11 protein-coding genes are annotated in these 12,109 nt (G+C 52.4%); 5 read left to right on the top strand and 6 right to left on the bottom strand.

All coding sequences use genetic code 11. The annotated features are described in order from the left end of the window. The coding region (locus tag HN413_14655) for a hypothetical protein (GenBank protein MBT3391636.1) at positions 1-627 on the top strand (627 nt) is incomplete at its 5' end. A gap of 85 nt (positions 628-712) precedes the next feature. Here HN413_14655 and HN413_14650 read toward each other — a convergent pair. From HN413_14650 to HN413_14635, 4 genes are all read right to left on the bottom strand, one after another. Beyond that, on the bottom strand, positions 713-1,423 hold the full coding sequence (locus tag HN413_14650) for a S1 RNA-binding domain-containing protein (protein ID MBT3391635.1): 711 nt from the start codon (positions 1,421-1,423) through the stop codon (positions 713-715). 105 nt (positions 1,424-1,528) lie between these two features. Then, entirely contained in the window at positions 1,529-4,942 is a 3,414-nt protein-coding gene (gene mfd / locus HN413_14645) for a transcription-repair coupling factor (protein MBT3391634.1), read from the bottom strand. Continuing rightward, a complete protein-coding gene (locus tag HN413_14640) occupies positions 4,932-5,546 on the bottom strand; it encodes an aminoacyl-tRNA hydrolase (GenBank protein ID MBT3391633.1) in 615 nt (204 codons plus the stop codon). Before HN413_14640 ends, mfd begins: the two co-directional genes overlap by 11 nt. A 6-nt stretch (positions 5,547-5,552) precedes the next feature. Then, positions 5,553-6,158 (bottom strand): hypothetical protein, encoded by a 606-nt coding sequence (locus HN413_14635; protein MBT3391632.1) that lies wholly within the window; start codon positions 6,156-6,158, stop codon positions 5,553-5,555. 114 nt (positions 6,159-6,272) lie between these two features. On the opposite strand from HN413_14635, the gene HN413_14630 reads away from it, so the two are divergent. After that, positions 6,273-6,647 (top strand): hypothetical protein, encoded by a 375-nt coding sequence (locus HN413_14630; protein MBT3391631.1) that lies wholly within the window; start codon positions 6,273-6,275, stop codon positions 6,645-6,647. Between the two features lie 150 nt (positions 6,648-6,797). After that, positions 6,798-8,408, top strand: coding sequence for a CTP synthase (locus tag HN413_14625; GenBank protein ID MBT3391630.1), 1,611 nt, complete (start codon positions 6,798-6,800; stop codon positions 8,406-8,408). A gap of 99 nt (positions 8,409-8,507) precedes the next feature. Here HN413_14625 and HN413_14620 read toward each other — a convergent pair whose 3' ends face one another. After that, complete coding sequence (locus tag HN413_14620) at positions 8,508-9,200, bottom strand: 1-acyl-sn-glycerol-3-phosphate acyltransferase (protein MBT3391629.1); 693 nt, start codon at positions 9,198-9,200, stop codon at positions 8,508-8,510. A 176-nt stretch (positions 9,201-9,376) separates the two neighbouring features. Here HN413_14620 and eno point away from each other — a divergent pair, with 176 nt between their 5' ends. Next, positions 9,377-10,681: a phosphopyruvate hydratase gene (eno, locus tag HN413_14615; protein ID MBT3391628.1), complete on the top strand. Its 1,305-nt coding sequence runs from the start codon at positions 9,377-9,379 to the stop codon at positions 10,679-10,681. A gap of 53 nt (positions 10,682-10,734) precedes the next feature. Here eno and HN413_14610 read toward each other — a convergent pair whose 3' ends face one another. After that, complete coding sequence (locus tag HN413_14610; GenBank protein MBT3391627.1) at positions 10,735-11,277, bottom strand: zinc ribbon domain-containing protein; 543 nt, start codon at positions 11,275-11,277, stop codon at positions 10,735-10,737. A gap of 204 nt (positions 11,278-11,481) precedes the next feature. On the opposite strand from HN413_14610, the gene radC reads away from it, so the two are divergent. After that, positions 11,482-12,109: DNA repair protein RadC (gene radC / locus HN413_14605; GenBank protein ID MBT3391626.1), on the top strand; the 628-nt coding region annotated here is incomplete at its 3' end.

Raw genomic sequence — 12,109 nt, 5'->3', positions numbered from 1 at the left:
TATGCGCAAATCCTGCTCATAGGTTCGCAAGCCGCACAGGTTCTTGATACGCTAGGTTTGGGTTCACCGCCTACAGTTGAAGGCGTGGCGCGTTTTTCTTTTCAAAATTCTGCGGCATTTGCTCTCCGCGAAGCAGGTTTTGGCGATATGGTTTTTCGGCTGATTCTGCCATCAACAGAAACTGAGTCGTTCTTGCAGTTTTTGGTAAAAAAGGGGGCCTCAGAGTTATCCTTGCAAGATTATGCGATCATGCGGGTAGAAGCGGGACTTCCCGGCCATCAAACCGAACTCACCGATGACTACACCCCGCTGGAAGTTGGCTTGCAAAATTCAGCCATTTCAATGACTAAAGGCTGCTTCACCGGGCAAGAGATTATCGCCCGGCAGGTCAATTACGATAAAATTACCCGACGCTTAATGGGTTTGCGCCTGGATGCCCCCGTTGATATGAACACAACCATTCGCGCGGACGGAAAATCTGTTGGGAAAATTACATCGGTGGCCGCGTCGCCCCGTGTTGGGGATATTGCCCTGGCGGTACTCAAGCGTCCTTATGACCAGCCGCAAACTCCGGTCGATGTAGGCGGCGTTCCGGCAGTTGTCGCTGATCTGCCCTTTACCTCCTGAATCACAAACTAAAAACCCCGCCAATGACGGGGTTTTTTATATCGCATGGTGAAGAAATTTCCATTGAAACCGAATTCGATTTCAACTAATCTTTGTTCAATGTGCGTGAGAAAATGTTCTCAAGTTCATCATTGAGCGAAGCGCTTTTTTTCTTCTTTTTCCCCTTGCTTTCGCCATTTTGCGAGCGTTCCATCGCCTGACGTAAAGCGGCTTCCATTGCTGTGGGCACTGGCTCGTTGTTAACTTCCTCGTTCATCTCTTCAACGATTTTTGCTGCCTTGACGGGGGGATCCATGAGCGCTTTCATGCTCAATTTGATCTGTTTGCGGCGTCGATTTACGCTAAGCACCTGAACTTCAACTTCGTCGCCATCTTGCACAACATCACCAGGGGAGTCAATAAAACCATGCGCCATCTCACTAATGTGAACCAGGCCAGGGCGTTCTGCTCCAATATCAATAAATGCACCGTACTTTTCCAGTCGGGTAACAATACCTTTGCTAACCATTCCCTTGGTGATTTCGCGCCATTCCAACCCCAATGGTTTAATCATCGTCAATTCAATGCGCTCACGATCCGGAAAAACCTGTCGAATCCATACCTCAACTTCCTGACCAATCTCAACTACATCTTCCGCTCGGTTGACAGGTTCGCTCTGAATGCGTGAAATGTGAACAATGCCGGGAACTTCCATGCCAATATCGATAACAACCCCAGACAGCATTGTTTTAATGACAGTGCCAGTTAGCTTATCTTTCGATTTTAGCTCCTCCATGCGGGTGGGCTTCGTGTCCATAATAATTCTCCTTAATCTTCAAACTCGGGCTTCTGTCGCATAATGCCGAAGCCCTACGAATATCAATTAGCCGACCGACGATTATACTGTCATCATTGGAGAATGTCAAAGAGTTTGAAGCAGATCGAGCAACTTGTGGATATGTTCTGTAGAAGGGGTGGCCATCTCGACCCAAAGAGCGGATTTTCCGACGCGCACTCGTAGCTGAGTGTTGCTCACCGAGGGCGGGGCTACGCCCTCAGGGTAACGTAAAACAATCTGCCTGTTTTCGTGGCTTACACTATTAATCCCCGCCCGGATCGCCAGGAGCTTAACTTTGGTTTGCAGCATTAAATTTTGCACCGGAGGCGGCAGCGGCCCGAAGCGGTCTTCAAATTCCTCGGTAATGGCGCTAATCTCTTCGATTGTTTGCGCATCCGCCACCCGGCGATAGAGCTTCAGGCGCATATCCAGATCGGTGACATAACTCCCCGGAATGGTGGTGTGCAGGGGTAAATCCACCAGCACCAGTGGGCGGTGGGCTTTGCTGGCTAATTCGTTTTTGTCCAAAGGTAAACCGCGTTCATCGCGCGTGCGTTTGACGGCTTCCGCCAATAAGCGTGTATAGAGATGAAAGCCCACCGAAGCAATATGCCCGTGTTGCCGGGTCCCTAAAATATCGCCCGCCCCGCGAATTTCGAGATCGCGCATCGCAATTGAGAGACCGGCCCCCAGTTGCACATTCTCGGCAATCGTTTCCAGCCTTTCGCTGCCATCCGGCGTGGGATGTTTATCTTTATGCTTAAAGAAATAGGCGTAGGCACGCTGTGCGCCGCGCCCGACGCGTCCGCGTAATTGATAGAGTTGCGCCAACCCAAAGGTATCGGCGCGGTCAACAATCAGCGTATTGGCGTTGGGAATATCCAGCCCGGATTCAATAATTGATGTTGAGAGCAAAATATCAATTTCAGCCTCGGTAAATTGGCGCATACACTCTGCGAGCTGATTTTCGGGCATTTGGCCGTGTGCAATGGCGATCTTCGCTTCTGGTACCAGTTGCGTGAGCATACGCTCAATGCCATTGATCGTTTGCACGCGATTATGCACAAAGAAGATTTGCCCGCCGCGTTCCAGTTCGCGCAAAACCGCCCGGCGAATCATGTCTTTGGAGAACGGCCCAACATGCGTGATGATCGGCAGACGCTCCTCCGGGGGGGTATTCAGCGTAGAGATGTCGCGCAATCCGGTCATCGCCAGGTAAAGCGTGCGCGGGATTGGTGTGGCTGTCATCGTGAGCACATCCACCTCGGTGCGTAGTTGTTTGAGTTTCTCTTTGTGGGTGACACCGAAGCGCTGCTCTTCATCAATCACCAGCAGCCCTAAATCTTTGAAGATCACATCACCCGAAATCAGACGATGCGTCCCGATAACAATATCCACTGTGCCCTGTGCCAGCCGGAAGAGAATATGACTCTGCTGTTGGCTTGTGCGGAAGCGCGAGAGCATTTCTACCATCATGGGAAACGCAGCCAAACGTTCGCGAAAAGTATTGTAATGCTGCTGGGCCAAGACTGTGGTGGGCACCAGGATGGCAACCTGCTTGCCATCCATCACGGCTTTGAAGGCGGCGCGCAGGGCGATTTCGGTTTTGCCAAAACCAACATCTCCGCAGATCAGGCGATCCATCGGGCGGTGGGTTTCCATATCGGTTTTGACCGCGGCCAGCGCATTTAATTGATCTTCGGTTTCTACGTAGGGGAAACTGGCTTCTAATTCGCGTTGCCAGGGCGTATCCAGGTTAAATGCATGGCCGCCAACCACCTGGCGCTTGGCGTAGAGTTCCAGCAAATCTTCAGCCATCGCTTCGACAGCTTCTTTAACGCGCCCCTTGACACTGGTCCATTGCGGGCCGCCCAGGCGTGTGGGCGCAGGCGCCCGGCTATCGGGGCCGATATAGCGCGCCAGACGGTCGGCCTGTTGCACGGGCACAAAGAGCCGGTCGCCCTCAGCGTATTCAACGCACAGATATTCGCGCTCGGCTCCGTCGATGGCGCGTTGCACTAGCCCGGCGAATTGTCCCACTCCGTGGTCAATATGCACCACCCAATCGCCTTGTTCGAGATCGGCATAGGCGGCTTCAGGCGCTTCGGCTACCGGGCGATGCCGTCTGCGAGGGCGCGGGCGCTGCCAGCCAAAAATTTCGCCATCGGTGAATAGCTGTATTTTTTCGCCATTGGCCGTCTGGAATAGCCAGCCTTCGGTGAGTGTGCCTTTGATAAAACGTGGAGTATGCTGGATTGTGACCGATGGACGATAGTCTTCTTCCCAGAGTTCGGTCAGACGGGCAGTTTGCCGCGAGACGATATAGCTGGTTTCGCCGTTAATAGCGCTTTGGGCGAGTTGTTCCATCAGCGGTTTCAGGCGGCCACCGAAGCGCGAATTTGGAGTGAATTGCCCGGCTAGCGGAGGCAGTTCTTCATCGGAGGCGGCAGAAGGCCCCATGAACAGAGTCCTGCCCAGGGGTAGTGAGTCTTCAATCTGGTCGTAGGTCAGGTATGGGACGGGAAAATCTTCGGCCAGCAATCCCTCCTCGATATAGCTGGTCCGCAAACTGAGCGCCTGTTCTTCAACCGTTTCGATATTTTCCTGAATTGCCATTTGGTCGTCGAATAAAACCAGCGCGTTGCGGGGCAGGTAATCGAAGATGCGGCCCGGGTGCGGATAAAGCCGGGGAATATGGAATTCGGAAAGCGTTTTGCCGGATTCTACCAGCGTTTCGATCGGTTCTGGCGGGCCGAGGAATTCGCGCGCCGGGGTGATGAGCAGATGGTCGTGATGTTGGGTTGTGCGCTGGCTGTTGGGGTCAAAATGGCGCAGGGTATCAATTTCATCGCCGAAGAATTCGATGCGTGTAGGGGCGAGATCGGCGGGCGGCCAAACATCGAGAATGCCGCCGCGGCGGGCGAATTGCCCCGCTTCGATGACCGTTGTGGTGGGTTCATACCCCAGATTTACCCAATGGCGCGTGAGTTGATCGGGCGAGACGATCTGTTCGGGTTTGAGGCTTTGCACGGCTTTGATAAACTCGCGCCGCGGTAGTGTGCGAGTCATGGCGGCGCGCGCCGGGCAGATGATGATCGGCGCAGGGGCTGGATCGCGTCGCAAAGCGGGGATCATCTGTGAAGCCAGGATGGTAAGCCCAATCAGGCGGTCACGCCGGGTATTATTCCCCCAGGGTGTGTTTTCATAGAAAAGCGGGTTAGGCTCGGGAAAAAGGAGCAACTGCTCGTCTGGAAGCCACAGGCGCAGTTCATCGGCCAGCGTGATCGCCTGGTCGCTGCGGTGCGTGATATACAAGATCGGGGCGCGCAGACTTTGATGTAAGGCTGCCAGCATAGGCAGGCGCGCTGCTCTCGGCAGCCGCTGGTTGGGCAACGGTGTGCCTGTGGCGATTGCCGCGGTGAGTTCCTGAAATGAAGCTTCGACTTGTAGAGTGGTGAGAATGGATGTGAGCATGATCAGGCGCGGATCAGCTTTCACTGCGATTGTATTGTGTCATGGCAGCTTCCAGCCCTTCGTGGGCAAATTTTAGTGCAGCGTCGGCTGCACGATCGAGAAAGATCGCCAGATCATCCGCGAGATCAGCCGAAAAATCTTGCAGTACGTAATCGGGTGTGCTCATGCGCCCCGGCGGACGGTCGATCCCCAAACGCAGGCGTGGAAACTCTTCGGTTTTGAGATGTTGAATGATGGATTTCATGCCCTTTTGTCCGGCTGATCCGCCGCTGCCGCGTAAGCGGATTGTGGCAAAGGGGAGATCAACATCGTCGTAGGCAATTAATATATTGTTCAGCGGAATTTTGTAAAAACGCGCCAGTGAGCCTACCGCCTGCCCGGAGTTGTTCATATATGTCTGTGGCTTCGCTAAAAGAATTTTTTTACCGCGATAGCGGCCATCGGTAAAGAGCGCTTTTTGTTGCAGGCGCGTGAATTTCACGTCCATTCGTTCGGCGATTCGATCCACCAGCATGAAACCGATATTGTGACGGTTGTGACGATAATTTCGGCCCGGATTTCCCAGACCGACAATTAAGTAGGTTTGTGATGATTCTTGGGAGAACATGTCGAAGAGTTTGGTGAGCATCAGGAATCAGCGCAGCGTTTTTCTGATTGATATATACAGCCCGATCATCAGAAACAGAACCGCGGCGATTATCGCGCCGCGCCCCAGGCTATTGGAAAAATCACTGGATGAGATTTCGATCGCATTGGTAGGCAGCGGGGTAATCGTCAGCGGGATAGGCGTGTGTATGGCTGTGATCAATATGGTTGGCGATGGATTCGGCGTACTGGTTTCTATGGGAGAGTAATTTCGAATGCGCAGATTTTCTACGATCAAATCAGAGCGTTCGCCTCCTTCGATAAAAATCGTCAACCGCAAGTGATAAGTACCATCAGTGATCGTGCTGGTATCCCACTCTGCCAGTGTTTGATCGCGAATAGCTGTATCATCGCGCTCGATCAGGAACCAGGTATTTGTAATGTCCTGCGCATAGGCAAATGAGAGCTCCCAGCGCCGCAATCCTTCAACCGCTGTGCTGCCCACGATGGCAACCATACCTTGCAGCGCATCTCCGGGTGCGGGCGCACTGATACGCCCAAGCGCCTGGAAAGGTTTTCCCTCGCGCGCCAGAGCCGGGGCGGTAATCCCCAGAATAAGAACGATCAGAGCGAAAATAAAAAACTTGGAGCGCATAACAATCAGTCAGTTTAACATGGAGGCTTGGAGTGGTCAACTGGCACTTAGCGGCCAAGTATGGTAGACTTTCAAATTGACATTCAATCAACTAGTCATGATGGAATAGATGCTATGACCAAGTCGCGTACTGAGTTAATGGTTGACCGTTTGCGAGAAATGCAGGCTGCATCACCAGAGATTGAAGCTTCGGCTGTAGTTTCTGTTGATGGTTTGATTATGGCATCGGCATTGCCAGCCGAGGTCGAGGAAGATCGTGTTTCGGCGATGTCCGCAGCAATGTTGAGTTTGGGTGAACGGATTGCCACTGAACTTAACCGTGGTCAACTGGATCAAGTCTATATTCATGGTCATCAGGGCTACGTGCTGTTGGCGGCAGTTGGCGAGGAAGCCGTACTGACGGCGCTGGCTCGTGAAGGGGCCAAATTGGGCCTGGTTTTCCTGGAGATGCGTCGTGCTGCCGAAGATTTGGAGCGTGTTGTTGGGTAATTATCAACGCCAACAAATCAGAATTGAGTGAATTGATCTGCGGGGAGGTTTGCCGTCCAACGGCCCTCCCCGCTTCTTTTTTAACAATGTAGCAACAACCCACGCAACCCAAGTATTCGGTATTTTCGCAGAGCAAGGAATATTTAGATTATGAACACAAAATATATTTTTCTAACCGGCGGAGTCGTTAGTTCGGTGGGCAAGGGTGTCACCGCGGCGGCGATTGGTCGATTGCTCAAAGAACGCGGTTTTAAGGTTTCTATTCAGAAACTGGATCCTTATATCAACGTTGATCCTGGCACGATGAGTCCATATCAACATGGCGAAGTCTACGTCTTGGATGATGGCGCCGAGACCGATCTCGATCTGGGGCATTACGAGCGTTTTGTGGATATTCGCCTCAATCGAGTTTGTAATGTCACCGCCGGGCAAGTTTATGCCGAAGTGATTTCAAAAGAGCGCCGGGGCGATTATCTGGGTGGCACGATTCAGGTGATTCCGCATATTACCAACGAGATCAAAAATCGCATCCACATGGTGGCGCGCACCACCGGGGCAGAGATTGTGCTGGTTGAAGTCGGCGGTACCGTGGGTGATATGGAGGGGCAACCCTTTCTTGAAGCGTTGCGCCAGATGCGAGGCGATGCAGGGGTTGAGAATTCGCTTTATATTCATGTCACCTGGATGCCGCATATTGGCGCTACGGGCGAATTAAAAACAAAGCCCACACAACACTCCGTGCGAGAATTGCGTTCGATTGGTATTTCGCCCGATATGATTCTGGCGCGCTCCGATTATCCTGTCGATCAGGAACTTTGCGACAAGATCGCCCTTTTCTGCGATGTAGAACCGCGCGCCGTCATCCCCATGGTCACTGCAGACCAGCTCTACGAAATTCCGCTGTTGCTGGAAAAAGCCCACATGGTTGATTATCTGCTGGAGCGGTTGCAGCTTGAATCCCGTCAAAAGCCGGATTGGCGCGTGTGGGAGACGATGGTTAAAAAACTGCGCAGCGAGAAACCGGGCGTTAAGATTGCCCTGGTGGGCAAGTACGTGGAGCTGCACGACGCGTATATGAGCGTGCGGGAAGCTGTTCGCCATGCCGCGCTGGATGTGGGGCTGGAAGAAGAAATCTTGTGGATTCACTCAGCGGACCTGGAGCGGGGGCGTGGTATGGAGTTGCTTCAATCAGCCGATGGGATTATTGTCCCCGGAGGGTTTGGCGAGCGCGGCATCGAGGGCAAAATTATCGCCGCCCGTTACGCGAGAGAGAATAAGATCCCCTACCTGGGGTTGTGCCTGGGAATGCAGGTGATGGTGATCGAGTTTGCGCGCGCCTTGCTCCAGGATGATGATGTCAACTCAACCGAGTTTGACCCCTCCACGCGCCACCCGGTGATAGATCTGATGCCCGACCAACGCCAACTCAGCGATATGGGTGGGACGATGCGCCTGGGGTTGTATCCATGCCAATTGCAGCCCGGTTCAGCGGCTGCAAAAGCCTATCAAGCCGAACAGGTCGATGAACGCCACCGCCATCGCTTTGAATTCAAAAATGCATATCGTGCGCAGTTTCAAGAAGCCGGGATGTGTTTTTCAGGCCTCTCCCCCGATGAACGTTTGGTCGAAATCGTGGAACTGAATGAGCACCCGTTTATGCTGGGCACGCAGTTTCACCCGGAATTTCTGTCACGGCCAACACGCCCGCATCCTTTGTTCAGGGCGTTTCTTTCTGCTATTAATGATCGACGCGCTGGGTAGAGTTTTCTCCATGTAGAGAAATAATAAAAAACAGCTGTGTATGGGTTGTTCTGTAACCCATACACAGCTGTTTTTTATTTGGATTTTGTGTTCGCAGTATTATTCGAAGAATCCCTCGGAGGTATCGGCATAGGCTCCGCGTAGTTCGGATGGTAGCATCGCCGCGATGGCGAACATCATGCGGTCGGTCAATGCCAGCGCACCTTCATCGGATTGAGGGTAAATCGGCTCACCGAGTTGAACTTCAATTTTGGCACGGCGGGGAAATGTCTTGAAAACATTTTGACTTCCCGAAATTGACATAGGGATTATTGGACAGTTGGCATTGATGGCAAAACGCGCCGCGCCCGTTTTGGCGATACGTAGGCCGCGCCCTTTGCTACGTGTCCCCTCCGGAAAAATTCCCAGCACCTGACCGTGTTCCAGCACCTTCTCTGTATGCCGATGTGCCCACTCATCTTTAGCGCCGCGGTATACGGGGTAGACCCCTCCCTTGCGCAGAATATATTCCACAATCGGATTGCGCATTAATTCTTCTTTGGCCATATAGAAGATGGGACGCGAAATACCGAGCTGCATGGGGAAGATATCGAAGGTAGTCACATGATTGCAGGCCAGAACCACCGCCCCTTCGGATGGTAAATGTTCTGTGCCGCGGACTTCATATTTCATGATAAACCAGGCAAACATTCTGAATATGGCAACGGTTGCCCGGCGAGTGTTGGTCTCGTGCAGGTAATAGGTTTTATGCAGGCGTGGGTCTGTTGCGAGAAGTTGATTATTTGTTTCCATCGGCCGTTCCCGTTCTGTGATGAGCGTCACAATGCGCTCCACGAATTTATAAAAGTGGATTATACTTGAACTTTGGTATAAGACCACGACCTTCTTTAAAAAATAAGTAAATTTGGGTTTCCCTCGTGTGGTAGAGAAGATCGATGGAGTGACGATTACTAGAAGAGAGGTTATTTATGGAAGCAACAACGATTATTTCTGTTCATGGTCGCCAAGTGTTGGATTCGCGCGGTAACCCCACTGTTGAGGTGGAAGTTCAATTGCTCGATGGCAGTTGGGCGCGCGCAATTGTGCCTTCGGGCGCATCAACGGGTGTGCATGAAGCGCTAGAATTGCGCGATGGCGATAAGTCCCACTATTTGGGCAAGAGTGTTTTGAAAGCTGTGGATAATGTCAACGGGCCGATTGCAGAGGAATTAACTGGCTGGGATGCAATTGAGCAGCGCGCCATCGATTTGACCATGCTTGAACTGGATGGCACCAAGAATAAATCTATACTAGGCGCCAATGCGATTTTAGGCACAAGTCTGGCAGTTGCCAAAGCCGCAGCCAACGCGCTGGGGCTGCCGCTTTATCGCTATATTGGCGGTGTGTATGCCCATGTGCTGCCCGTACCGATGATGAATATCCTCAACGGCGGCGCGCATACCGGCTGGCAATCTACCGATGCACAGGAATTTATGGTGATGCCCTTTGGCGCGCCGACCTTTGCAGAAGGGCTGCGCTGGGGCACTGAAATTTATCATTCGCTCAAGGCTGTGCTGAAAGCACGCGGTTACAAAACCCTGGTTGGGGATGAAGGCGGTTATGCTCCCGCGCTCAAAGCCAATGCGGAGGCGGTTGAAGTCATTCTCGAAGCCATCGAAAAGGCCGGTTATTCCGCCGGTGTTGGTAAGGATGTGGCGATTGCGCTCGATCCGGCAGCTTCTGAATTCTATGAGAGCGACACCGGGCTGTACCACCTGCGCACGGAAGGCAAGAAATTAACCAGTGAAGAAATGGTCGCTTTCTGGAAGAGTTGGGTGGATCAGTATCCGATTGTTTCTATTGAAGATGGCCTGGCACAGGATGATTGGGAAGGCTGGAAGATGATGGTAGCCGAACTCGGAGATCGGCTGCAAATTGTGGGAGATGATCTGCTGGTAACCAACCCCGAGCGTGTCCGGCGGGCGATAAACGAAAAAGCCTCGAACGCCCTGTTGGTCAAACTCAATCAGATTGGCTCATTAACGGAAACCATCGAAGCAGTTGAAATGTGTCATCGGGCTGGCTGGCGTGCGGTTACTTCGCATCGCTCTGGCGAAACCGAAGATGCTACAATTGCCGATTTAGCGGTAGCCCTGAACATGGGCCAGATCAAAACTGGCGCCCCCGCTCGCTCGGACCGCGTGGCGAAATACAATCAATTGCTCCGCATCGAAGAAGAACTCGGCGACGACGGTCGTTATGCTGGTTGGGATGCTTTGAATATTTCCCGCTAAAATGCACAGACAAAAAAGACGGGACTGTGTTTTCCACAGTCCCGTCTTTTTTGTTAATCTTCTTTGGGAGTTTGTATTTCTTCGGCAGGTGGCTCTTCGGGAGTTGTTTCTGTCAGAGGGCTGAGAGCCTCATCGAGCGTGAGATCGTCCCGCCGCATTCCGGGGGTGGGTGTCCCACAGTGGGGGCATAAATTCCAGGGGAGTTCCATCAACTTGCCGCACTGATGGCAAGGTTTCTTTAGCTTGGTGTGGCAATTCGGGCAAATTTTCCAACTCTCTTTTGAGCGGCGTCCACATCCTGGACAGACGGGTGTATCTTCGATGGAACGCAGTAGAGCTTCCTCTTCGAGTGTGTGTTGATATTCGTCGTCGAGTGTGCGGTGGGGGCGCAAAATCATATAGATGACAATCCCGGGGAGGAAAAGCACGGCTACGACAAGCACAGCCAGAATGCGTCCCAATGGATCGCGTGCCCGATTGCGGATGTCGCGATAGGTCCATATAATCAGGCTTAGCCACAAGGCGGCAATAAATGCACCACCCCAGGCTGTCAGAATAAGCATGAATTTGCTGAGTGAGGATGGATCAAAAGTCATAGGTTCTCGCTCCAGATAATTTAGCTAATTATAGCCTATTTTGAAGTTTGGTTTCGATTTTTCGGAGTCGATATGCTATGCCGAGAAAACCCTGTTGCTTTTTCTTGGGGAGTATTGTATAACAAATAGTGACTTATTGGCAGGATAAGGTAATTAAATATCAATTATAGCTGATTGCTCGATACTTGTATTAAGGGGTTAGCGATGAACGATTTGCATACATCCTACCGTATCACCGATTTGGCATCCAGTGAGCGACCGCGTGAACGCCTGGCACAATTAGGCGCGCAGGCGCTATCAAATGCCGAATTGTTGGCTATTCTGTTGCGCGTGGGGGTACGCGGCGAGAACGCGGTTCAGGTGGGCACGCGTTTGCTGCAATCGTTTGGTGGTCTGTCAGGATTGCACCGTGCTTCGTATGCGGAAGTTTGTAACCAGCATGGTATTGGCCTGGCCAAAGCCGCACAAATTAAAGCTGCCATTGAATTGGGCCGTCGCCTGACACTGGAGTCTCCCGAAGAACGCCCGGCGATTCACAGCCCCGCGGATGCAGCCGCGTTGGTTCAATTCGAGATGAGCGCGCTGGAGCAAGAGCATTTGCGCGTGTTATTGCTCGATACGCGCAATCGCGTGCTGGATATTGTAGAAATTTATCGCGGCTCGTTGAATTCTTCGCAAGTGCGCGTGGGGGAGTTATTTCGTGCTGCCATTCGCCGCAACGCGGCCGCCTTGATCGTTGTGCATAATCATCCTAGCGGTGATCCCGCACCCAGCCCGGATGATGTAGCTGTGACGCGCGCAATTGTGGAAGCGGGGAAATTGCTCGATGTGC

This window comes from Chloroflexota bacterium (assembly GCA_018648225.1).
Lineage (GTDB): Bacteria > Chloroflexota > Anaerolineae > Anaerolineales > UBA11858 > NIOZ-UU35.
This window is presented reverse-complemented; position numbering and strand designations above follow the sequence as displayed.